Annotated in this window: 26 protein-coding genes; 19 read left to right on the top strand and 7 right to left on the bottom strand. The window is 65.2% G+C overall.

The window, feature by feature from the left end:
• The 4 genes from AC1D0P_RS06395 to AC1D0P_RS06410 form a co-directional block, all read left to right on the top strand.
• Positions 1–554 (top strand): thiolase family protein (locus AC1D0P_RS06395; RefSeq protein WP_477675949.1); only part of this gene is annotated, 554 nt, incomplete at its 5' end.
• 133 nt (positions 555–687) lie between these two features.
• Complete coding sequence (locus tag AC1D0P_RS06400) at positions 688–1,443, top strand: sulfite exporter TauE/SafE family protein (RefSeq protein WP_477675950.1); 756 nt, start codon at positions 688–690, stop codon at positions 1,441–1,443.
• Positions 1,444–1,724: 281 nt separating this feature from the next.
• Positions 1,725–2,465 (top strand): adenylate/guanylate cyclase domain-containing protein, encoded by a 741-nt coding sequence (locus AC1D0P_RS06405; protein ID WP_477675951.1) that lies wholly within the window; start codon positions 1,725–1,727, stop codon positions 2,463–2,465.
• A gap of 100 nt (positions 2,466–2,565) precedes the next feature.
• Positions 2,566–4,749: a serine/threonine-protein kinase gene (locus AC1D0P_RS06410; RefSeq protein WP_477675952.1), complete on the top strand. Its 2,184-nt coding sequence runs from the start codon at positions 2,566–2,568 to the stop codon at positions 4,747–4,749.
• A gap of 60 nt (positions 4,750–4,809) precedes the next feature.
• Here the strand turns inward: AC1D0P_RS06410 and kefC are convergent, their stop codons facing one another.
• Together kefC and kefF are read right to left on the bottom strand one after the other, a co-directional pair.
• Positions 4,810–6,660 carry a glutathione-regulated potassium-efflux system protein KefC gene (gene kefC, locus AC1D0P_RS06415; RefSeq protein ID WP_477675953.1) on the bottom strand — a complete coding sequence of 617 codons (1,851 nt, stop codon included), beginning with the start codon at positions 6,658–6,660 and terminating at the stop codon, positions 4,810–4,812.
• The gene (kefF, locus tag AC1D0P_RS06420; protein WP_477675954.1) at positions 6,660–7,358 is read right to left on the bottom strand and encodes a glutathione-regulated potassium-efflux system oxidoreductase KefF; all 699 of its coding nucleotides are present in this window, start codon (positions 7,356–7,358) and stop codon (positions 6,660–6,662) included. The genes kefC and kefF overlap by 1 nt, the downstream gene beginning before the upstream one ends.
• A 71-nt stretch (positions 7,359–7,429) precedes the next feature.
• Between kefF and AC1D0P_RS06425 the strand changes: the two genes are divergently transcribed.
• Both AC1D0P_RS06425 and AC1D0P_RS06430 read left to right on the top strand, forming a co-directional pair.
• The gene (locus tag AC1D0P_RS06425; protein ID WP_477675955.1) at positions 7,430–8,047 is read left to right on the top strand and encodes a nucleotide-binding protein; all 618 of its coding nucleotides are present in this window, start codon (positions 7,430–7,432) and stop codon (positions 8,045–8,047) included.
• 72 nt (positions 8,048–8,119) lie between these two features.
• Complete coding sequence (locus AC1D0P_RS06430; protein ID WP_477675956.1) at positions 8,120–8,575, top strand: MaoC family dehydratase; 456 nt, start codon at positions 8,120–8,122, stop codon at positions 8,573–8,575.
• A gap of 21 nt (positions 8,576–8,596) precedes the next feature.
• Here the strand turns inward: AC1D0P_RS06430 and AC1D0P_RS06435 are convergent, their stop codons facing one another.
• From AC1D0P_RS06435 to AC1D0P_RS06445, 3 genes are all read right to left on the bottom strand, one after another.
• Positions 8,597–8,917: a hypothetical protein gene (locus AC1D0P_RS06435; RefSeq protein ID WP_477653148.1), complete on the bottom strand. Its 321-nt coding sequence runs from the start codon at positions 8,915–8,917 to the stop codon at positions 8,597–8,599.
• A 180-nt stretch (positions 8,918–9,097) separates the two neighbouring features.
• Positions 9,098–9,574: a tRNA (uridine(34)/cytosine(34)/5-carboxymethylaminomethyluridine(34)-2'-O)-methyltransferase TrmL gene (gene trmL, locus AC1D0P_RS06440; RefSeq protein ID WP_477675957.1), complete on the bottom strand. Its 477-nt coding sequence runs from the start codon at positions 9,572–9,574 to the stop codon at positions 9,098–9,100.
• Between the two features lie 44 nt (positions 9,575–9,618).
• Positions 9,619–10,395, bottom strand: coding sequence for a ComF family protein (locus AC1D0P_RS06445; RefSeq protein WP_477675958.1), 777 nt, complete (start codon positions 10,393–10,395; stop codon positions 9,619–9,621).
• Between the two features lie 71 nt (positions 10,396–10,466).
• Between AC1D0P_RS06445 and AC1D0P_RS06450 the strand changes: the two genes are divergently transcribed.
• The 8 genes from AC1D0P_RS06450 (at position 10,467) to AC1D0P_RS06485 (ending at position 17,079) form a co-directional block, all read left to right on the top strand.
• Positions 10,467–11,369, top strand: a complete 903-nt coding sequence (locus AC1D0P_RS06450; RefSeq protein ID WP_477675959.1) for a methyltransferase domain-containing protein — start codon at positions 10,467–10,469, stop codon at positions 11,367–11,369.
• 188 nt (positions 11,370–11,557) lie between these two features.
• Positions 11,558–12,058, top strand: coding sequence for a DUF2244 domain-containing protein (locus AC1D0P_RS06455; RefSeq protein ID WP_477653152.1), 501 nt, complete (start codon positions 11,558–11,560; stop codon positions 12,056–12,058).
• Positions 12,059–12,195: 137 nt separating this feature from the next.
• Positions 12,196–13,371, top strand: coding sequence for a cytochrome c oxidase subunit II (gene coxB / locus AC1D0P_RS06460; protein WP_477675971.1), 1,176 nt, complete (start codon positions 12,196–12,198; stop codon positions 13,369–13,371).
• 100 nt (positions 13,372–13,471) lie between these two features.
• Entirely contained in the window at positions 13,472–15,106 is a 1,635-nt protein-coding gene (ctaD, locus tag AC1D0P_RS06465) for a cytochrome c oxidase subunit I (protein ID WP_477675960.1), read from the top strand.
• A gap of 22 nt (positions 15,107–15,128) precedes the next feature.
• Complete coding sequence (locus AC1D0P_RS06470) at positions 15,129–15,242, top strand: cytochrome oxidase small assembly protein (protein ID WP_477675961.1); 114 nt, start codon at positions 15,129–15,131, stop codon at positions 15,240–15,242.
• 21 nt (positions 15,243–15,263) lie between these two features.
• Positions 15,264–15,875, top strand: a complete 612-nt coding sequence (locus AC1D0P_RS06475) for a cytochrome c oxidase assembly protein (RefSeq protein ID WP_477675962.1) — start codon at positions 15,264–15,266, stop codon at positions 15,873–15,875.
• Positions 15,872–16,084 (top strand): DUF2970 domain-containing protein, encoded by a 213-nt coding sequence (locus tag AC1D0P_RS06480; protein WP_477675963.1) that lies wholly within the window; start codon positions 15,872–15,874, stop codon positions 16,082–16,084. The genes AC1D0P_RS06475 and AC1D0P_RS06480 overlap by 4 nt, the downstream gene beginning before the upstream one ends.
• Before the next feature lie 77 nt (positions 16,085–16,161).
• Positions 16,162–17,079 carry a cytochrome c oxidase subunit 3 gene (locus AC1D0P_RS06485; RefSeq protein WP_477675964.1) on the top strand — a complete coding sequence of 306 codons (918 nt, stop codon included), beginning with the start codon at positions 16,162–16,164 and terminating at the stop codon, positions 17,077–17,079.
• Between the two features lie 83 nt (positions 17,080–17,162).
• On the opposite strand, the gene AC1D0P_RS06490 is transcribed toward AC1D0P_RS06485, so the two are convergent.
• Positions 17,163–17,393 carry a twin transmembrane helix small protein gene (locus AC1D0P_RS06490; protein WP_477675965.1) on the bottom strand — a complete coding sequence of 77 codons (231 nt, stop codon included), beginning with the start codon at positions 17,391–17,393 and terminating at the stop codon, positions 17,163–17,165.
• 18 nt (positions 17,394–17,411) lie between these two features.
• On the opposite strand from AC1D0P_RS06490, the gene AC1D0P_RS06495 reads away from it, so the two are divergent.
• The 5 genes from AC1D0P_RS06495 (at position 17,412) to AC1D0P_RS06515 (ending at position 21,616) form a co-directional block, all read left to right on the top strand.
• Positions 17,412–18,170, top strand: a complete 759-nt coding sequence (locus AC1D0P_RS06495; RefSeq protein ID WP_477675966.1) for an SURF1 family protein — start codon at positions 17,412–17,414, stop codon at positions 18,168–18,170.
• A 68-nt stretch (positions 18,171–18,238) separates the two neighbouring features.
• Entirely contained in the window at positions 18,239–18,871 is a 633-nt protein-coding gene (locus AC1D0P_RS06500; protein ID WP_477675972.1) for a hypothetical protein, read from the top strand.
• 38 nt (positions 18,872–18,909) lie between these two features.
• On the top strand, positions 18,910–20,043 hold the full coding sequence (locus AC1D0P_RS06505) for a COX15/CtaA family protein (protein WP_477675967.1): 1,134 nt from the start codon (positions 18,910–18,912) through the stop codon (positions 20,041–20,043).
• Positions 20,044–20,052: 9 nt separating this feature from the next.
• A complete protein-coding gene (gene cyoE, locus AC1D0P_RS06510) occupies positions 20,053–20,973 on the top strand; it encodes a heme o synthase (protein WP_477675968.1) in 921 nt (306 codons plus the stop codon).
• A gap of 13 nt (positions 20,974–20,986) precedes the next feature.
• Positions 20,987–21,616, top strand: a complete 630-nt coding sequence (locus AC1D0P_RS06515) for an SCO family protein (protein WP_477675969.1) — start codon at positions 20,987–20,989, stop codon at positions 21,614–21,616.
• 18 nt (positions 21,617–21,634) lie between these two features.
• Here AC1D0P_RS06515 and AC1D0P_RS06520 read toward each other — a convergent pair.
• The coding region (locus AC1D0P_RS06520) for a diguanylate cyclase domain-containing protein (RefSeq protein ID WP_477675970.1) at positions 21,635–22,115 on the bottom strand (481 nt) is incomplete at its 5' end.

Consider the following 22,115-nt stretch of genomic DNA (forward strand, 5'->3'; position numbering starts at 1 on the left):
CGATTGTGGTCAGCAAGGACGAACACCCGCGCGAGACTTCGCTCGAAGCGCTGGCCAAGCTCAAGGGCGTGGTGCGGCCCGACGGCACGGTGACCGCCGGCAATGCCAGCGGCGTGAACGACGGCGCCTGCGCGCTGCTGCTGGCCGATGAGGCCACCGCCGCAAAGAATGGCCTCACGCCGAAGGCGCGAGTGGTTGGGATGGCGACAGCCGGCGTCGCGCCGCGCATCATGGGCATAGGTCCGGCGCCGGCCACGCAAAAAGTGCTGGCGCTGACCGGCCTCACGATGGCGCAGATGGACGTGATCGAACTCAACGAAGCGTTTGCCGCGCAAGGCCTGGCCGTGCTGCGCATGCTGGGCGTGCGGGACGACGACCCACGCGTCAACCCCAACGGCGGCGCGATCGCGCTGGGCCACCCGCTGGGCGCCTCGGGCGCGCGGCTGGCGACCACGGCCGTCAACCAGCTGCACAAGGGCGGCGGGCGCTATGCGCTGGCCACCATGTGCATAGGCGTGGGCCAGGGCATCGCGGTGATTCTTGAGCGCGTCTGAGCGGCTTCAGTGAACTCCCGCGCGGCCTGCCCTGTGGTGGGCCGCGTTGCCGGATAACATGGCGCCTCCCGTTCCTTTGCCTTTCACGCCTGCACGCCACGGCGTTGAGCGTTGGTAAACCGAAAGACACGCCGTGAGCTTCCCGCTGATCACCGATCCCTTCTTCTACGCCGTTGCCGTTCCCGCCGTGCTGATGCTGGGCGTTAGCAAAAGCGGCTTCGGCGCGGGCTTCGGATCCCTGGCGGTGCCGGTGATGGCGCTGGCGGTCACGGTGCCGCAGGCCGCCGCCATCCTGATGCCGGTGCTGCTGCTGATGGACCTGCTGGGCCTGGCGGCCTTTCGCCGCGACTTCGATTTCAAGTTCCTCAAATTCCTGGTTCCCTTCGGCCTGGTGGGCACGCTGGTGGGGGCGCTGCTGTTCAAGGTGCTGGACGCCAAGGTGGTCGCGGCCCTGGTGGGAATATTCACCTTGTTGTTTTTGGCGCAGCGCCTGCTGTTCCCGCCCCGGCCCAACAGCCCGCCGCCGCCGCGCTGGCTGGGGGCGATCCTGACGGTGACTTCGGGCTTCACCAGCTTTGTCTCCCACGCCGGCGGGCCGCCGCTGAGCGCCTACGTGATCCCCATGCGCCTGAGCCCGGTGAAGTTCACGGCCACCATGGCGGCCTTCTTTTTTGTCATCAACCTGTCCAAGTGGATTCCTTATGCCTGGCTGGGCCTGCTGGACCTGCGCAACATGGCGACCTCGCTGGCCTTGCTGCCGCTGGCGCCGCTGGGTGTGTGGATGGGCGTGCGCATGGCGCGAAGCATCAGCCCGGTGTTGTTTTACCGCCTGCTCTATGTCGGCATGCTGTTGACCGGCTGCAAGCTGCTCTGGGACGGCTTCCATTGAGAGAGGGACCGCTCAAAAACCCTCCTGGCGTTGTTGCGCCGCCTTGCCGTGCTGTAGCACTGTCTGCGGCGACGCGCCTAGCCAGGACCGCTTCGCTGGGTTTTGTGAGCAGTCCCTTAGCTCGAATCGCCTCTCGCGTCCAGTGTGACGCCAGTGCGGCCCCATGCCTCAATAGGTTTTAGCCCGGCCCCAGGGACTTTTACCGGCATGCATTTCGCGAATTTCTGTGAGAATCGCGGGCATGAGAACAATATGCTTACATTGCAGTTGACCTTCCCTTCATGACCACCGTTGTCTTTGCCGATCTCGTGGGCAGCACCAGCATGTTTGAACGGCTGGGCGATGAGACCGCGTCGCGTTTCGTGACGCAGCTCATCGGCGTGCTCAGCCAGGTGTTCCAGCAGCACCAGGGCCGGGTCGTCAAGCTGCTGGGCGACGGCCTGTTCGTGGTGTTCCCGAATGAAGGCGACGCGCTCTCGGCCTGCATCAGCATCCAGAAGCGCCTGCAGGAAAAGCCCATCAAGCCCGGCGGCAGCGGCGCACCGGTGCAGATGCAGATGGGCATTGAGTCGGGCGAAGTGGTCGAGATCGACGGCGACTGCTTCGGTGACACCGTGAACTCCGCCGCCCGTCTGGCCGACCTGGCCGGCGCCGCGCAAATCCTCACCACCGAAAACGTCTGGACGGCGCTGCTGCCGGTGCAAAGGGCCGCCCTGCGCAGCATGGGCCCGATGTACCTGCGCGGCCGGGCTGAAGCCAGCCACGTCTATCGGGTCGAATGGCAGACCACGCCTCCAGCTACGGCACCTGGGTCTACCTGGGCAACCAGAGCGAAGCCGTGGTGCTGCGGCGCACCGAGTGCTACCTGGTGGGCAGCGGCCACATCGTGCCGGGCTGCGACCGCAAGGACGACAACGCGCCGCTGGTGGCGTTTTCGATACGCACCTGATCGCCGATGGCTGCGGCGGGCCGGAAAAAGTTACTGTTTTTCAAAGGTTTGCCCTCCCGGCGATGCAAGCTAGAATCGATTTTTGTTTCAAGACGTAGCCGGGCTTCTGGGCAGCCCGCAGGCCATCCCGCCTTTTTTGCCACCCAGCCCATTTCGCCCAATTCCATCTCCTCATGAGTCTCAAGAAGCTTGGCCGATACGATCTGATCAGCGTCCTCGGCAAGGGCGCGATGGGGCTGGTGTACGAGGGACGCGACCCGAACCTGGACCGGCGCGTGGCGATCAAGACCATCAAGGTGGAGAACCTCTCGGAAGAGGCGGCCGCCGAATACGAAGTGCGTTTTCGCACCGAGGCCCGCTCGGCGGCGCGCCTGCAGCACCCGCACATCGTCAGCGTCTACGATTCCGACCGCGACGGCGATATCGCTTTCCTGGTGATGGAGTTCGTCGACGGCGACGACCTTAAACACCACCTGGACAGGGGTGACCTCTACACCTTGGAGCAGACCCTGGGCATCATGGGCGACCTGCTGTCGGCGCTGGATTACGCGCACCGGCAAAGCATCGTCCACCGCGACATCAAGCCGGCCAACCTGCTGATAGAGACCAGCGGGCGGGTCAAGCTCACCGACTTCGGCGTGGCGCGCATCCAGGATTCGGGCGAGGCCACGCGCACGCAGGGCTCCATGGTGGGCACGCTCAAATACATGTCGCCCGAGCAGGTGCAGGGCCGTCCCATAGACGCGCGGGCCGACCTGTTCGCCGCCGGCATCGTGCTGTACCAGCTGCTGACGGGCAAGCGGCCCTTCGACGGCGACACCGATTTCTCCACCATCCAGCAGATCGTGGGCCACACGCCCGCCGCGCCCAGCAGCTTCAACCCCAAGCTGCCCGCGGCGATCGATGCGGTGGTAGCCAAAGCCCTGGCCAAGTCGCGCGACCAGCGTTATGCGAGCGCCCAGGACTTCCTCGCGGCGCTGCAGGCCGCAGCCCGCGAAGCGGCCGACACCAAGGTGCTGCCGCCGGCGCTGCCGCCCGGGCCGGGTACCAACTCGACCTGGACGTCGACGCTGCTGGCCGGCGAGGCGCTGGTCGACCTGCAGTCCGGTACCAGCGCCAACATCTCGGTGGTGACGCAGGAACTCGAGCTGGTTTACTGGAAAGAGATCAAGGAATCCATGGATGTCGAGGACATCCAGGGCTTTCTCACCAGGTTCCCTTCCGGCATCTATGCCGACCTGGCGCGCCGCCGCCTGAAGAAGATGGGCGTGCCCGGTGGTGAGGATTCCGACATCGGCAGGCGCCTGGGCACCGGCACCTTGATCGTTCCGCGACCGGCGGGCCAGGACGCGTCCGTCCCCGGGGCAAGTAGTTCGGGCACGTCGACCGACATGGCCTGGAAGGCGCTGGAGGAAGCCGCGGCGCAGGCGCCGGTGACATCTCCCGCCATGCCGCCCGCACCCGCCGCGGACGACCCGGATGCCACGCGCCTGGGCGCGCCGGTCATGGCCATGCCGGCGCAGGCCGAGCCGCCAGCGCAGCCGCAGGTACAACAGCCGCAAGTGCAGGAACAAGCTTCCGAGTGGCCTGAAACCGTGTTCAGCGACGCCGCCCTGGCACCAACAGAAGCCAAGCCTGCCGCGGCGCGCGCCGTGGCCGCAGTCGCCGCAAACAAGCTTGCGGCGCCGGTTGCCGCCACCGAGTCCTCCGCCAGGCCGTCGAAGACGGAGTCCAGGCGCAAATCCCGCCCGGCAGAGCCAGCCACCGCCACCGCCAAGACTTCAGTACCGACGTCGCGCTACCTTGCCTTGGGCGTGGCGGGGCTGGTGGGTCTTGCCATTCTGGGCATCGGCATCAAACAGTTCAGCAAACCGAAGGTGCCGGTTGCCGAGTCCGTCCAGCCGGCGGCTGCGGTCGATGCCGGTGCCCCGCCCGCGACGGCGAAGGCTGCGGAGCCGGTGGTGCAGGCCGCGCAGGCCCAGCCCGCGGCGGCGCCGGCTTCGGCCCCGGTGGCGGCTGCCGCACCCCTGTCACCGGCGTCCAAGGCCGCGGCGGCCCAGGCCCTCGCGGCCAGGAAGGCTGCCCTGGAGAAGGAACGGCTTGCCAAACAGCAAGCCGCGCAGGCCAAAACCGGTGGTACCGCAGCTGTGCCCGCGGCCGCCGAGCATGCCGCCGCACCGGCGCCGTCCGTGTCGTCCGGCGACCCGCGCAAGGCCTGCGAAGACCGCATGCTCATCGGTTTCCAGATCTGCATGAACGATCAATGCGCCAAGCCGGCTTTCACCAACCATGCGGTGTGTGTGGAGCGCCGCGCGATGGAACAGCGGCGGCGCGAGGCCGAACAGCTCAGGCGCTAACTCAAGAGCCAAGCGCGAGGCGGGGATCTCTCAAGAGGCTCTTTCCTGCCGCTTGCCTGTTTATTCCGCCTTCGGCGCTTCCGGGCCGTCCTGCCAGCCGGCGGGCCGGCGCTGCGCCTGTTGCTGGCGCTCCTGGGCCAGTTGTTCTTCCAGCTGCAGCCGCCCCTGTGTGGCCACGGCGATGACCTTGGTGCGGTCCTTGCGGTGCGGGTACATGCGTTCAAACAGGTCGAGGTTGTGCTGGCGAAAACGCATGGCGGCCTGGCGCGCCTCGTGCGGCGGCTGGCCCAGTAGCTCCAGCACGCTGCGCGCGCTGCGCAGGCTGGACTCGAAGACCTCGCGTTCGACCAGCATCACGCCGCGGTCGCGAAGCGCGTTCCAGTGCGTCACGTCGCGCGCGCGGGCGACGATCTGCATCTGCGGGAAGTTCTCGCGCGCGATGTCGACGATCTTGAGCGACTGCTCCATGTCGTCCACCGACAACACCAGGATCTTGGCGGTGGCCGCGCCGGCGGTGCGTAGCAGGTCCAGGCGCGTGGCGTCGCCGTAGAAGACGCGGTAACCGAAGGCGCGCACGGTTTCTATCATCTCGGCGTCGTGGTCCAGCACGGTGGCCGGGATGCCCTGGGCCAGCAGCATGCGGCCGACGATCTGGCCGTAGCGGCCGAAGCCGGCGATGATGATGGGCGCTTCCTGCTGCTCGGAGATTTCCTCCATCTGGGGCAGGTTGCAGTTGGCGTAGCGCGGCACCCAGAATTTGTCGACGGCCACCAGCAGCAGCGGGCTCAGCAGCATGGACAGCGCCACCGCGCCTATCAGCAGCGATGCGGTCTCGGCGGAAAACACCTGTGCGCCGGCGGCCGCCTGGAACACCACGAAGGCGAACTCGCCGCCCTGCGCCAGCAGCACCGCGAACACCGGGCGCTCCTGGAAGGRCAGTTTCATGAGTTTGGCCAGGCCGTAGATCACGGCCAGCTTCAGGCCCAGAAAGCCCACCAGGATGGCGGCCATCAGGCCGGGCGAGCGCAACAGCACGCCGAAATCGATGCTCATGCCCACGGCGATGAAAAACAGGCCCAGCAACAGGCCCTTGAAGGGCTCGATGTCGGTTTCCAGCTCGCGCCGGTATTCGCTTTCCGCCAGCAGCACGCCGGCCAGGAAGGCGCCCAGCGCCATGGACAGGCCGACGAACTGCATCAGCGCCGCGATGCTGACCACCAGCAGCAGCGAAGCAGCCGTGAAGATCTCGGGCGTGCCGCTGTTGGCGATCCAGCGCAGCAGGGGGCGCAACAGCAGGCGGCCGCCCAGGATGATGGCGGCGATGGCGCCGACGATCTTCAGCGCTTCGAGTGCCCGGCCGCTGTGGCTGACGGCCTCGTTGTCGCCGGCCATGGCGCCCAGCAGCGGCAGCAGCGCCAGGATGGGGATGGCCGCCACGTCCTGGAACAGCAGGATGGAAAAGCCCGCCTGCCCGCTCGAGGTCGGCATCAGGTGGCGCTCGCCCATGGCCTGCAGCGCGATCGCGGTCGACGACAGCGCCAGGCCCAGCCCGGCAACCAGCGCCGTCTGCCAGCCCACGCCGAAGGCCATGGCCGTGCCGGTGAGCAGGGCGGCGCAGCCGAGCACCTGCGCGCTGCCCCAGCCGAAGATGGGCCGGCGCAGGTTCCACAGGCGTTTGGGTTCGAGTTCAAGGCCGATCAGGAACAGCATCAGCACCACGCCGAATTCGGCGAAATGCAGGATGTCCTGCACATTGGTGACCAGGCCCAGGCCCCAGGGGCCTATGCCTATGCCGGCGGCCAGGTAGCCGATGATGGAACCGAGGCCGAGTTTTTTGGCCAGGGGCACCGAGATCACCGCGGCCGCAAGATAGATAAAGCTGTTGACCAGCCAGGTTGGCGCGTGCTCCATCAGAGGGCCCTCACGGCAGCGGCTTCGTGCTCGACAAGCCGGTCCTTCATGGGCACCACGCAGGCGGCACACTGCTCCAGGTCTTCGAGTTCGGGCCAGTCCGGGTAGCTTTGCAGGCGCTGGCTGAAGGTGGCGATGTGGCTGGCGACGGTTTGCCGGTCGACGCTATGGGCGCCGTGCAGCACCAGCGGCGGCAAAAAGCGCATGCCGCACAGCGCCGCACTTTGTTCATACGGGGGCAGGAAAGCGTCAAAAAAGTAGCGGTTGTAGCCTTGCGGGTGGTAGGAGTCCTCGGGGCCGCCGGTGGTGGCGACCAGCCACAAGTCCTTGCCTTGCAGCGCCCGGCCCTTGCCGTGGTTCTCGTCGCCGTGGCCTTCGCCGTAAGCCCAGCCGTAGCTGAAGACGTCGTCGAGCCAGAGCTTTTGCAGCGGGGGCATGGAATACCACTGGATGGGGTGCAGCAGCACCACCAGCTGCGCGCGTTCCAGGGCGGCCTGCTCCCTGGGCACGTCGATGGCGTAGTCCGGATAACTCGAGTAAAGGTCTTGCACCCGCACGCGGGGCTGGGCCCGCGCGGCCTCCATCAGGGGGCGGTTGACCCGCGATTCGCGCCAGGCCGGATGGGCTGCAATGACATAAATGTCAGGGTTGGCGGTCTGGCCCGTGGGTTTTTCTGTGGTTGTGATAACGCTGTCCATGCCGTTACCATAGCGGAAAAGCAAGACCAAGAGTTCCCAGGAACGACAAGTTCCAAACCGAGGAGATTCGCATGCCCGTGGTTGTGATCGCCAATCCGAAGGGGGGCGTCGGCAAAACGACGCTGGCCACCAACGTTGCCGGATATTTCGCCAGCCAGGGCCATTCGGTCATGCTGGGGGATGCCGACCGGCAGCAGTCTTCGCGGCTGTGGCTGGGCCTCAGGCCGCCGGCCGCCCGGCAGATCGCCACCTGGGATGTGAACGCCGACCTGATCGTCAAGCCGCCCAGGGGCACGACGCACGTGGTGCTGGACACCCCCGGCGGCCTGCACGGCTGGCGCTTCAACGACGTCCTCAAGCTGGCCGACAAGGTCATCGTGCCGCTGCAGCCCAGCGTGTTCGACATCTTCGCCACTCGCACCTTCCTGGACCAGCTCGCCGAACACAAACACGCCGGCAAGATGCAGGTGGGCATCGTCGGCATGCGCGTGGATTCGCGCACCATCGCCGCCGACAAGCTGCGCGCCTTCGTCGAAGGCCTGGGGCTACCGGTGCTGGGCTACCTGCGCGACACGCAGAACTACATCCACCTGGCGGCCCGCGGCCTGACCCTGTTCGACGTGGCGCCCAGCCGGGTTGAAAAAGACATGGAACAGTGGAAAGCCATCTGCCAGTGGCTGGACCGCTGAGAGCGGGTTTTTGCGCGGCGGCTTGTCGCTGAGCCGACAAAGCGCGCGCATGGGTGCCGTTACAGTGGCGCCATGAGAATTTTTGAGACATTGGCCGAACTGGCCGCCTGCACCGGCCAGGAAGTCGCCGTCAGCGACTGGATCACCATCACCCAGCAGCAGGTCAACCTGTTTGCCGAAGCCACGGGCGACCACCAGTGGATACACGTCGATGTCGAAAAAGCCGCCGCCGGGCCGTTTGGCGGGCCGATCGCGCACGGCTTTTTGACCTTGTCGCTGCTGCCGCGCTTTTTTGAGTCGTCTTTTGACATCACCGGCTCGCGCATGGGCGTGAACTATGGCCTCAACAAGGTGCGCTTCACGGCGCCGGTGCCGGTGGGCAGCCGCCTGCGGGGGCGCATGAAGCTGCTGGCGACCGAGGCCATTGCCGGCGACGGCATGCAGATGACCTGGGAGGTGACGGTGGAACGTGAGGGCTCGGCCAAACCGGTGTGCGTGGCCGAGTCGCTGGTGCGGCGCTATCCCTGAGCGGGCGGGGAGTCCGGGCGCCTAGATGCGCAGCAGCTGGCCGGCCGGCAGCCAGCCCTCAAACACTTCGATCAGGCTGTTGATGCGCTCCGCCGCTTCACCCTGGCTATGCGCCTGGGCGATGCACTGGTGCAGGTCGCTGCGCAGCAGCCACAGTTCGGCCGGCGTCTTGGCCACGTTGATCTGGTAGATGACCCGCTGGGAGCGCATGTCGCGGCAGTCGTGCAGCAAGGCCAGCAGGCTTTCGCGGACCTGTTCCAGCGGTACGCGGTCGACGGGGCGCCCCGAATCGGAAAAAGCAGGCGCCGCCCTGCCAAAAATACGCTTGATGACCATGTTCACTGAAGACTCCAGCCAGTCTTGTGAACTGGGGCTATGGGAAGGGATAAGGCCGGAATCGCCGGGTGTCGGCATCCACGCGCTTAAAAAAGTCGAAGGGTGAATCATAGGGTTTGTACCTAGTTCCTGGCAAGGCATTTGGACCGGCCTCAGATGGACGGTTGGCAGGCCGTCAGCCGGTCGTCAGGCTTGCGCCGCGCCGCCAAAACCATTCTGCCGCCAGGCCTCAAACACCGTGACGGCCACGCTGTTGGAGAGGTTCAGGCTGCGCTGGCCGGGCCGCATGGGCACTTTGAGGCGCTGGGCAGGGGCAAAGGAGTCCCGCAGCTCCGGCGCCAGGCCGCGGGTTTCCGACCCAAACACCAGCCAGTCGCCGGGCTGGAAACGCACGTCGTAGATGCTGCCCGAACCCCGGGTGGTCATGGCAAACAGGCGGTCCGCGGGTGGTTGCTCACTTTCGAGCATGGCCAGCCAGCTGGCATGGCGCAGCAGCTGCGCGTACTCGTGGTAATCGAGTCCGGCGCGGCGCATGTGCTTGTCGTCCATCGAAAAGCCCAGCGGCTCCACCAGGTGCAGCCGGCAGCCGGTGTTGGCCGCCAGCCGGATCACGTTGCCGGTGTTGGGCGGGATTTCGGGTTCGACCAGAACGATATTGAACATGCGGGAGACCGGTGAAGCGGAGCCCGGGATTCTAGGGCCAGGCCCTACGCGGGTGCGGTTCGGGCAAAAACGACCGCTGTGACATGCGCGGCGCCCGCGTCGCGCAAAGCCTGCGCGGCGGTGTACAGCGAGGCGCCGCTGGTCATCACGTCGTCCACCAGCAGCACGCGCCGGTCCCGCAGTTCCGCCGCGCGCAGCGGGTCGACCTGGAAGGCGCTCCTGACGTTGGCCAGCCGCTCCTTGCGTTTGAGCTGGCTTTGCGGGCGCGTGTGCCTGACGCGCAGCAGCAGCCCGGCGTCGGGGCGGGCGGGTGTCTGTGTCTGCCGGGCCAGCGCGGCGCACAGCTCCCAGGCCTGATTGAAGCCGCGTGCCTGCAAGCGCTCAGCCGACAGCGGGATCGGAAGCAGCCAGTCTTCGGGCCCCAGTTCGCCAAACACCTGGGCAAGGCCGGGCGACTGCAGCAGCAGGCCGGCGAAAAAAGCGGCCCAGCCATGCCGCTCGCCGAACTTGTAGCCGGCGACCAGCGTGGACCAGGGGTAGGCATAGGCCACGCCAGCGAAGGCGCGGTCCAGCGGGGGCGCTTCGATGGCACAGGTGCCGCATAGCGGCGGGCCTGTTCGAAGGCCTCCGGAAAGATCGGCCGGCAAGGCAAGGGCGCAGCACATGCAGCGCAGTGCCGGCGGCGCAAAACGGGCCACGCAAGGCCCGCATACCTGCCGCGCGGGCCAGCTGCGGCAGACCGCGCACTGGCTCGCGATGCCGGAGGCAAAGCCTGAAGCAAAGCCGGGAATGCGTGACAGGAATGCGGAGGGAGCAAGCAAGCGTGTGAACACCGTGTCAATATACTCGCGTACTTTTCAGCGATACACGTTCTCTTCCTTTGCCTTCCTCCATGACCCCCACCGAACGCCCGCCCACGTTGGACCCAATTGCCGTGAGCCGCTGGGAGCGCAGCGCGCCTTTGGCCTCGCCGTGGCTGCATGAGGAAGTGGCGCGCCGCATGATGGACCGCCTGCAGTGGATCAAGCTGCAGCCTCAAACCTGGGTGCATTGGGGCGCGCTGCGCGGCGGGCTGCAGGCCCATGCGCAACTGGCGAAAACCTATCCGGGTGCGACGGCCTTCGTGCTGGAAAACGGGCCGGAGCGCCAACAGCAGGCCATAAAGCACATCGTGGCCCCCTGGTGGAAGCCACGGCGCTGGACCGCAGCCCCGGTGCGCTTCGAAGCGCCGCCGCCCGGCAGCGCCGACATGCTGTGGGCCAATATGGCGCTGCACGAATCGGCCGACCCGCAGGCCTTGCTGGCGCAATGGCACCAGGCGCTCAAGGTCAACGGTTTCCTGATGTTTTCATGCCTGGGCCCCGACACCGCGAAAGAGCTGCGCGAGGTCTACGCGCAACTGGGCTGGCCGCCCGCGGGCCACGAGTTGACCGACATGCACGACTGGGGCGACATGCTGGTGCAGACCGGTTTTGCCGAACCGGTGATGGACATGGAGCGCATCACATTGACTTATGCGACACCGGCGCGACTGCTGCAGGATCTCACCGAGCTGGGCCGCAACTTCCACCCTGGGCGCTTTCCGGCCCTGCGCGGACGGGCCTGGAAGGCGCGGCTTGAAGACGCGCTGGGCCGCCAGCTCGTCAAAGGCGAAGACGGGCGCCTGTCGCTGACCTTCGAAGTCATTTACGGCCACGCGCTGAAGGCGCCGCCCAAGGTCAAGGTCAGCGCGCTCAGCGCGGTGTCGGTGGCCGACATGCGCAGCATGCTGCAGGGCGGGCGGCCCGGCGCTTGAGAACTTGCTTCGGGGCCGGGCCGTTGCGCGGGCGCCCATGGCGCCTGCCGCGAGCGCCGGTTCAGGGGCTTTTTCAGGGGAGCGGCAGGGCAAACCGGCTACAATTCACAACAGAATWTTGGGGATGTTCCCGAGCCTCATGCGGCCCGTGCCCGGCACAGACCGTTGTTTTTTTGGGGGGTTGCCGCATGCTGCAGCCAACGCCAGCGTTTCGTTTTGCCACCCCGCCCGCGCAGGGCACCCACAGCCACGATGCTGTGCTGTGGCTTCTCAAGCGTCACTGTTCACTCACCCCGGCCCAGCTCGGGTGGCTTTACGTGTCGCTGTGCGGCGTTTCGCTGGGCATCGCGGCATTCTTCTGGGCCCAGGGCGCCACCATGGTGATGCCTTTTGCCTGGGCCGAGCTGCTGGCGGTGGGCGCGGCTTTTGTGGTGTATGCCCGCCATGCGGGGGACGGTGAAAAAATCGTCCTCGAAGGCGGGCAGCTGGTGGTGGAACTGGAAACGGCGGGGCGCACCGAGCGGGCGGAGTTCAACCGCGAATGGGTGCGAATCGAGCCCAAGGATGGAGACGGCTCGCTGATCGAAGTGTCGGGGCAGGGACGGTCGGTGCAGGTGGGGCGGCATGTGCGGCCTGAACTGCGGCCGGCCTTGGCCCGCGAGATCCGGATGGCGTTGCGGGGCGGTTGAAGAGGCGCTGAAAGTCTCGCGTCAGTTCAGGTGCGGCGGGGGGACCCGCCGCTAACTTTATAATCAGCCGGTTAATTTGGTCGGTAATTGAAGCAGAAAAAGTGATCACGATGAACGTAAGCAACACCATGAGCAAAATGACACGGCTTGGCATGCAGCATGCAGGCGCAATTCTGGTATCTGCGGCCGCCTGGGTCAGCACCGCCGCTTACGCCGTCAACGACCTGAAGGGCGGACCGGCCGTCAACCAGCTGAACCTGCACCCGGCCGTGACCAAGATCGCCGAAGAGCAGCAATGGCTGCACTGGTTCATGATGGCCATCTGCCTCGTGATCTTCGTGGCGGTGTTCGGGGTGATGTTCTATTCCATCCTGAAGCACCGCAAGTCGGTGGGCCACAAATCAGCCAACTTCCACGAATCCACCGCCGTTGAAATCGCCTGGACCGTCGTTCCCTTCATCATCGTGATCGCCATGGCCCTGCCGGCCACCAAGGTGCTGGTCGCCCAGAAGGACACCACCGCCGCCGACCTCACCATCAAGGCCACCGGCATCCAGTGGAAATGGGGCTATGACTACATCAAGGGCGAAGGCGAAGGCATCGGCTTCGTTTCCACGCTCGACAACACGCACCGCGAAATGTCCGACAACGGCGGCCCCAAGGCCGGCGAAGCGCCTGACAACTACCTGCTCAAGGTCGACAACCCGCTGGTCGTTCCCGTCAACAAGAAAATCCGTATCATCACCACCGCCAGCGACGTGATCCACGCCTTCGCGGTGCCGGCCTTCGGCATCAAGCAGGATGCGATTCCCGGCTTCGTGCGCGACACCTGGTTCCGCGCCGAGCAAGTGGGCGACTACTACGGCCAGTGCCAGGAGCTCTGCGGCAAGGAACACGCCTACATGCCCATCCACGTGAAGGTTGTGTCCGCCGCCGATTACAGCGCCTGGGTCGCCGTCAAGGCCAAGGAAGCCGCCGCCAAGGCCGATGATCCTTCCAAAGTCTGGACGCTGGTCGACCTCAAGGCCCGCGGCGAAAAGGTCTATGCCAATTGCGCAATCTGCCATCTGGCCACCGGCAAGGGCGCCGGTCCGGTCAAGCCCCTGGACGGCTCTCCTGTGGTCCTGGACGCCGACAAGCTCAAGCAGATCGACATCGTGCTGAACGGCAAGGGCGGTCCCGGCGCCATGCCTCCATGGAAGTCGCTCAGTGACACCGACATCGCCGCCGTGATCACTTACACCAAGAATAACTGGTCCAACCAGACCGGCCAGATCGTCCAGCCCGCCGAAGTGCAGGCTGCCCGCAAGTAAGCCGATCCGCCCCCACGACCAGAATTCGCCGGCGCCATATTCATATGTGCGCCGGCCGCCAAGATAAAGCTACAGGCCAAAGCCACCAAAGGAAGCCAAGATGAGTGCAGTTCTAGACCATCACGACCACGCGCATGATGACCACCACGACCACGCCCCAGCGGGCTGGCGCCGTTGGGTCTTCGCGACCAACCATAAAGATATCGGAACGTTGTACCTGCTGTTCAGTTTCTTCATGTTGATGTTCGGCGGCGTGCTGGCCCTGATGATCCGCGCCGAGCTGTTCCAGCCCGGCCTGCAACTGGTCAATCCCGAACTGTTCAACCAGCTCACCACCATGCACGGCCTGATCATGGTGTTCGGCGCCATCATGCCGGCCTTCGTGGGCTTCGCCAACTGGATGATCCCGCTGCAGATCGGCGCGGCAGACATGGCGTTTGCCCGCATGAACAACTTCAGCTTCTGGCTGATGATTCCTGCCGGCCTGATGCTGGGCGGCTCCTTCTTCATGCCCGGTGGCGCCCCCGCCGCGGGCTGGACGCTCTATGCGCCGCTCACGCTGCAGATGGGCCCGTCCATGGACGCCGGTATTTTTGCGATGCACATCCTGGGCGCTTCGTCCATCATGGGCTCGATCAACATCATCGTCACCATCCTGAATATGCGCGCTCCCGGCATGACGCTGATGAAGATGCCGATGTTCTGCTGGACCTGGCTGATCACCGCCTACCTGCTGATCGCCGTGATGCCGGTGCTGGCAGGCGCCATCACCATGACGCTGACCGACCGCCACTTCGGCACCAGCTTCTTCAACCCAGCCGGCGGCGGCGACCCGGTGATGTACCAGCACATCTTCTGGTTCTTCGGCCACCCCGAGGTCTACATCATGATCTTGCCGGCCTTCGGCATCATCAGCCAGATCATTCCCGCCTTCTCGCGCAAGCGCCTGTTCGGCTACGCCTCCATGGTGTACGCCACCGGTTCCATCGCCATCCTGAGCTTCGTCGTGTGGGCGCACCACATGTTCACCACCGGCATGCCGGTCACGGGCCAGCTGTTCTTCATGTATTCCACCATGCTGATCGCCGTGCCCACGGGCGTGAAGGTGTTCAACTGGATCGCCACCATGTGGCGCGGGTCCATGACCTTTGAAACCCCCATGCTTTTCGCGGTAGGTTTCATCTTCGTGTTCACCATCGGCGGCCTGACCGGCGTGATCCTCTCGGTCGCGCCTATCGACACGCAGCTGCAGGACACGTATTACGTCGTGGCCCACTTCCACTACGTGCTGGTGGCCGGCTCGCTCTACGCGCTGTTTGCCGGCTACTACTACTGGTCGCCCAAATGGACCGGCGTCATGTACAACGAAACCCGCGGCAAGATCCACTTCTGGTGGTCGCTGATTTCCTTCAACGTGACCTTCTTCCCGATGCACTTCCTGGGCCTGGCCGGCATGCCGCGCCGCTACGCCGACTACCCCATGCAGTTTGCCGACTTCAACGCCGTGGCCAGCGTGGGCGCCTTCTTCTTCGGCTTCGCACAGGTCTATTTCTTCCTGTTCATCGTGGTGCCCACGATGCGCGGCAAGGGCGCACCGGCCAAACAGAACCCCTGGGTGGACGAAGGCGGCAAGGGCGCCGAAGGCCTGGAGTGGGAAGTCCCATCTCCTGCGCCTTTCCATACCTATGAAACCCCGCCCAAGCTGGATGCCTCGGCAACCCGCGTGATCGGCTGATTGAACCCCATCGGTAACGGCCATGGCGACACCTGAACAAAAGAAGAGCAACCTGAGGCTGGCCCTGATACTGGCCTCGGTCGCGATCGTCTTTTTTCTGGGTTTCATGGCCAAAATGATTTTTCTGGGCCGCTGAGCCAAAACCGGTACCACTGTGATGCGGCTCAAGCGCGAAAACTTCAACATGATGGGCAAGCTGGGCGTGATCGTGCTCGGCATGTTTGCCTTCGGTTACGCGCTGGTGCCCATTTACAAGGCGATCTGCGAGATGACCGGCATCAACGTGCTGGCCCTCTCCGACCGCCAGATTCCCGGGGCGACTTCCAGCCAGCCGGCGAATACCCAGGTGGACTTCAGCCGCACCATCACGGTCGAGTTCGACGCGAACTCGCGCGGTCCCTGGCATTTCAAGCCCGCGAAAAACACGCTGCAGGTACATCCGGGCGAATTGACCACGGTGATGTACGAGTTCCAGAACGTGCAGAACCGGACCATGTCGGCCCAGGCCATTCCCAGCTATGCCCCGGCACAGGCCGGCGCGCATTTCAACAAGCTGGAATGCTTCTGCTTCAGCCAGTACACCCTGGCGCCCGGCGAAAAAAAGCAGTGGCCGGTGGCTTTTGTCATCGACCCGAAGTTGTCGAAGGACGTGAGCACCATCACGCTGTCCTACACTTTCTTTGAGGTCGGCGGCAAGACGCCCGCTGCGCCGGTCACGCCCAAAGCGACGACCGCCGCCGTGGTCCCTGAAAAGCAGGCAGGCGCATGAGCATGGCCGCTGCACCTGCCAAAAAACCCTCCTTCTGGCGCACGGTCAAGGCCGTGGCCTGGTCCTTCGTGGGGCTGCGCGCGCGCGGCGACTACGAAGAAGATGTGAAGAATTTGAATCCCCTCCACATCATTGTGGTCGGGCTGATCGCCGTGGTGGTGTTTGTCACCGTCCTGGTGCTGCTGGCCAAGTGGATGGTCGCGCACTGAGGCCGGGTATCCGCCAGCCCATCACGGTGTGAATCAAGAAATTATTGGAAATTCGAGAGAAAAACAGGAGTCGAGCGATGTCATCAGCAACCCACGGGTCAACCCCCCACTATTTCGTCCCCAGCCCATCGAGCCACCCGGTGATGGCGTCTATCGGCCTGTTTTTTGTCATTCTCGGTGCCAGCCAATGGATCAACGGCCACGAGTGGGGCCAATGGTCGCTGGCTGTCGGCATGGTGTGGTGGCTGGTCACGCTGTTCCGCTGGTTCAGCCAATCCATCGGCGAAAGCGAAAGCGGCATGTACGGCCGCAAGATCGACATGTCCTTCCGCTGGAGCATGAGCTGGTTCATCTTCTCTGAAGTGATGTTCTTCGGCGCCTTCTTCACCGCCCTGTGGTGGGCCCGCGCGCACTCGTTGCCGGCGCTGGGCAGCCTTGAGAACGCGCTGCTCTGGCCGGACTTCAAAGCCGTCTGGCCTTCCATCGTGGCCGGCGCCACGACGTCACCCGCAGACATCGTCGAACCCTTCACGGCCATGAAGCCGCTGGTGATAGGCGGCGGCATCTGGGCCAGCATCATGGGTTCCCTGCCGACGGTCAACACGGCGTTGCTGCTGAGCTCCGGTGTCACCATCACCATCGCCCACCACGCGTTGATCGAGGGCAAGCGTGCCCGCACCATCGGCTTCATGTGGGCCACGGTGATACTCGGCGTGGTCTTCCTGTTCGTGCAGGGCTATGAGTACTTCCATGCATACCATGAGATGAACCTGAAGCTGTCTTCCGGCGTGTACGGTTCGACCTTCTTCCTGCTCACCGGTTTCCACGGTTTCCACGTGTTCGTCGGCATGCTGATGCTGCTGTTCATCACCTTGCGCCTGCAAAAAGGCCACTTCACGCCTGAAAAGCATTTCGGCTTTGAAGGCGCCGCCTGGTATTGGCACTTCGTGGACGTGGTATGGCTGGGCCTGTACATCCTGGTGTACTGGCTGTAAGGCGGAACCAACGGCGGTGAAAGCCGCTCAACCAAAGGCCGCTTGATGCGGCCTTTGTTCTTTTTTGTCAGTGTGAGTGGCGCTTATTTGCCTACCGGGATACCGGTGGGCTGGATATAACCGAGTTTCCAGGCGATCAGAATGCAGATGAACAGCAACACCGAAAACCCGATACGGAACGCCAGTGCGCGCGCCATGTTGCTGGTTTTGCGTTTGCTGCCTTCGGGGTCCTTGCCGCCTTTGAGCATGAAAAAAAGCGCGGAAGCCAGGCTGGCCAAGATGGCGATGAATGCCAGTGCAACGAGGTAAGTCATGAACAGGATTATCGGCGCATGACACCAGCTTTGCACTCCCCGCGCTTCTGGCTGCTGACCGCGGCTGCCGTGCTGGTGGCCGGCACCACGTTTTCGCTGGGCCAGTGGCAGCTGCGCCGCGCCGCGCAAAAGGAGGCGCTGCAGGCCGCCATCGAGTTCAAGGGCCGGCTTCCAGCGCTGGATGCGCAATCCCTGCTCACGGCCAAAAACATCACAGACGACATCCACCGGCCGGCCGTGCTCAAAGGTGTCTGGCGGGCGGAGCACACGGTCTACCTCGACAACCGGCCCATGAGCGGCAAGACCGGTTTCTGGGTGCTCACGCCGCTGGTGCTGGAAGGCACGTCCCAGGCCATCGTGGTGCAGCGCGGCTGGGTGCCGCGCAATTTCGCCGACCGCACCCGCCTGCCCGAGGTGGCGACGCCCGCGGGCACCGTCACGGTGGAGGGCCGCATTGCCCCGCCGCCCTCCAAGCTTTATGAGTTCCAGGGCATAGAGACCGGCCGTATACGGCAAAATCTCGACTTGCCTGCCTACCGGTCGCAAACCGGCTTGCCGCTGCTGGAGGTTTCGCTACTGCAGACCGGCGCCGCGGGCGGCCTGTTGCGCGAATGGGCGCCGCCCAATCTCGGCGTGGACAAGCATTACGGATATGCCTTCCAGTGGTTCGGCCTCTGCGCCCTGGTGTTCATCCTCTATGGCTGGTTTCAGCTGGTTCTTCCCTTTCGTGCCCGTACTTCATCACGCCGCCCAAAAAGCCGCGATCAACTGCCGTGACCACTACGCCTGACACCTCCCCCAAGCCCGCCCCGCAGGACCAGCCCCTGGGCCTGACCGTGCACACCATGCCCGTGCCGGACCAGTCCGCCACGCGCGCGCCGAGCACCGTCGCCGGCCGCTGGAAGATGCTGGCCGTGCTGCTGATATGCGCCTCACCGGTGATCGCCTCCTACTTCACCTACTACGTGGTCCGGCCCGAAGGCCGCCGCAACTTCGGCGAGCTGATCGACCCGCAACGGCCCCTGCCGCCGCTGGCCACGCGCACGCTCGACGGCCGCGCCGGCACGCTGACGGCGCTCAAGGACCAGTGGCTGCTCATCAGCGTGGCCGGCGGCGCCTGCGATGCGCGCTGCGAGCAGAACCTGTATTTCCAGCGGCAGCTGCGCGAGTCGCTGGGCAAGGAAAAAGAACGCCTGGACCGCGTCTGGCTGGTGGCCGACGACGCGCCCGTGCGCGATGCCTTGCTGCCGGCGCTGGCCTCGTCCGCCGTGCTGCGCGTGGCCCCGGCCGAACTCGCGAAGTGGCTGGAGCCCGCCGCGGGCCAGCGCCTGGAAGACCACCTCTACCTGGTCGACCCGATCGGCAACTGGATGATGCGTTTTCCGGCCGACATGGATGCCGCCGCCGCCGCCAAGGCCAAGCGTGACCTGGAGCGGCTGTTAAGAGCCTCCAGCAGCTGGGACAAGGAAGGGCGCTAGACCGGCAAAGCTGGTCTAACTCTTATCTTCACCACGCCATGTCAAGCACCGCACTCAACGACCTGAGCCCCGCCCTGCGCCTGATGATCATGGGCCTGGTGATCGCGCTCGGGCCGCTGGCCTGGGTGTGGGTGCACAACAGGAATGCGCTGTGGGCGCAGCGCCTGCGGGTGCTGACGCTGGTCACGCTGTTTCTCACCTTTGACCTGGTGATCTTCGGCGCCTTCACCCGGCTCACCGATTCGGGCCTGGGTTGCCCCGACTGGCCTGGCTGCTATGGCAGCGTCAGCCCGGTGGGCGCCCAGATGCACATCGAGGCCGCGCAGACCGCCATGCCGACCGGGCCGGTCACGCATTCCAAGGCCTGGATCGAAATGATCCACCGCTACCTGGCCACCGGCGTCGGGGTGCTGATCCTCACGCTCACGGTGGCCAGCTGGCTGGAGCGCAAGCGCATAGCCGTGTCACCCTGGTGGCCYACCGTCACGCTGGTGTGGGTGTGTTTGCAGGGCGCGTTTGGCGCGTTGACCGTCACCATGAAGTTGTTCCCGGCCATCGTCACGCTGCACCTGTTGGGTGGCCTGGTGTTGCTGGCATTGCTGCGGGCGCAGGCTGTGCGGTATGCGCCGGCGCAGGGCGCCAACACGACGATTCTTTCTGCCGGCCTGCGCCTGGCCGTGATCGCGGCCTTCGCCTTGCTCTGGGTGCAGATTGCCCTGGGCGGCTGGGTCAGCACCAATTACGCGGTGCTGGCGTGCACCGACTTTCCGGCTTGCCAGGGCTCGCTGTGGCCGGCCATGGACTTTCGCCAGGGTTTCACGCTGTGGCGCGAACTGGGCGCGGGCCATGACGGCGCCAACATCAGCTTCCAGGCGCTCACCGCTATTCACTATGTGCACCGCCTCGTGGCTTACCTCGTGTTTGCCGTATTCCTGGCGCTGGCCTTTTTCCTGCACCGTGTCCCGGCCTTCCGCGTGTCCGCGCGATGGCTGGCGGGGCTCGTGCTGCTGCAGGCCGTCACGGGCATCAGCAATGCGGTTCTGGGCTGGCCCCTGCTCGCGGCGGTGTCTCACACCGGCGGCGCCGCGGCCCTGGTCATTGTGCTCAGCGGCGTGGTCTTTGCCGGCCGCGGTGCAGCCCCTTCGGCACATGCGTCAAAATCGAATGCCTAGCGACTCCCCATGAACCCCAGCACCCCGTCCACCGCTCCGGCTTCCGCCGCGCCCCATGTTCCGTCGAAGTTCGCGCAGTTCTACGCGCTGACCAAACCGCGCGTGGTGCAGCTCATCGTGTTCTGCGCGCTGATCGGCATGGTGCTGGCCGTTCCTGGCGTGCCCGGCTGGGCCGACGTCAGGCTCGCGCTGGTCGCCTGTGCCGGCATCTGGCTGGTCGCAGGCGCCGCCGCGGCCTTCAATTGCCTGGTCGAGCAGCAGATCGACGCGCGCATGCGCCGCACCGCCTGGCGCCCCACGGCCAAGGGTGAACTCAGCAACCCGCTCACGCTGTCCTTTTCAGCGGGGCTGTGCGCGCTGGGCTCCTGGATCCTGTATGTGTGGGTGAACCCGCTGACCATGTGGCTGACCTTTGCCACCTTCATCGGTTACGCGGTGGTCTACACCGTGATCCTCAAGCCCATGACGCCGCAGAACATCGTGATTGGCGGTGCTTCGGGCGCCATGCCGCCGGTGCTGGGCTGGGCCGCGATGACGGGCTCGGTCGGCCCCGAGGCGCTGATTCTTTTCCTGATCATCTTCCTGTGGACGCCGCCGCATTTTTGGGCGCTGGCGCTCTACCGCGTCGAGGACTACCGCAAGTCCGGCCTTCCCATGCTGCCCGTCACCCACGGCAACGAGTTCACGCGCCTGCAGGTGTTTTTGTACACGCTGGTGCTGTTTCCCGCCTGCCTGATGCCCTTCATCTTCAAGATGAGCGGCTGGCTCTACCTGGTGGCCGCCGTGGCGCTGAGCATCGGTTTCAGCTGGTACGGCTGGCGCCTGTGGCGCAATTATTCCGATGCGCTGGCGCGCAAGACTTTCCGTTTTTCGCTGATCCATCTTTCGGTCTTGTTCGCGGCCCTGCTGCTGGACCACTACCTTGTCTGATACCGGATACCGCATGAAAACCCCAAGCACCTTGCCCACGCGCCGCAGCGCCGTCAAAACCCTGGCTGGCGCCGCGGCGCTTGCCGCCACGGCCGGCCTGCTGGCCGCCTGCGCGCCCGACAAGCCGCAGTTCAAAAGCATAGACCTGACAGGCGCCGACTACGCCCAGGGCTTCACGCTGGCCGACCACAACGGCCAGGTGCGCACGCTGAAGGATTTCCCCGGCAAGGTGGTGGTGGTGTTCTTCGGTTTCACGCAGTGCCCGGACGTCTGCCCGACCTCCATGGCCGAACTGGCCCAGGTCAAAAAACTGCTGGGTACCGACGGCGACAAGCTGCAGGCCATCTTCATCACCGTTGACCCCGAGCGCGACACGCCCGAATTGCTCAAAGCCTATATGGGCAATTTCGACCCGGCTTTTCTGGCGCTGCGGCCCACCATGGCCCAGCTGCCCGAGGTCGCCAAGGACTTCAAGGTTTACTACAAAAAGGTCGACGGCAAGACCCCCGGCAGCTACACCATGGACCACTCCGCGGGCAGCTACATCTTCGACGGCAAGGGCCGCATACGCCTGTACAACCGCTACGGCAGCGGCGCGGAAGCGCTGGCGTCAGATATCCGCCTGCTGCTGAAGAACGCCTGAACGATCTGAGCGGCCGGGTTAAAAGTTCACTGTCTTGATGGACTTGCGCGTATTGGCCGGCATCTCTCGCAGGGACTTGAGCATATAGGCCAGGTGCAGCGCGGCATCCGGCTGCGCGCCGCACTGCGCGTCCGGCACCATGGCAATCGCCACATGCAGTTTCAGGTGCGAGCCCACCGGCAGCAAGTCGGAGGGTTGTAGCGCGCGCGCCGCAAGTTGCGTGGCCGCGGCCACGGCCTGAGCGGCGGTCACCGGCCCCTCGATCAGCAAGGCAAATTCACTGTCGCCGACGCGCGCCGCGATGTCGATGTCGCGCGCCAGCTTGCGCAGGCAGGAGCCCGTCAGCACCAGCGCGTAGTCGGCGATCTGCCGCCCGTGCTCCTTGGCGAACCAGCCGTGGTTGGAAAGATCGATCATCAGCAGTGCGCTGCGGTGCCGGTAGCGGCTGGAGCGCAACAGCGCCTCCTGCAGCCGCGCCTCGAAGGTGTGCAGGTTGCTC

The organism is Polaromonas sp. P1_G2, from assembly GCF_056405515.1.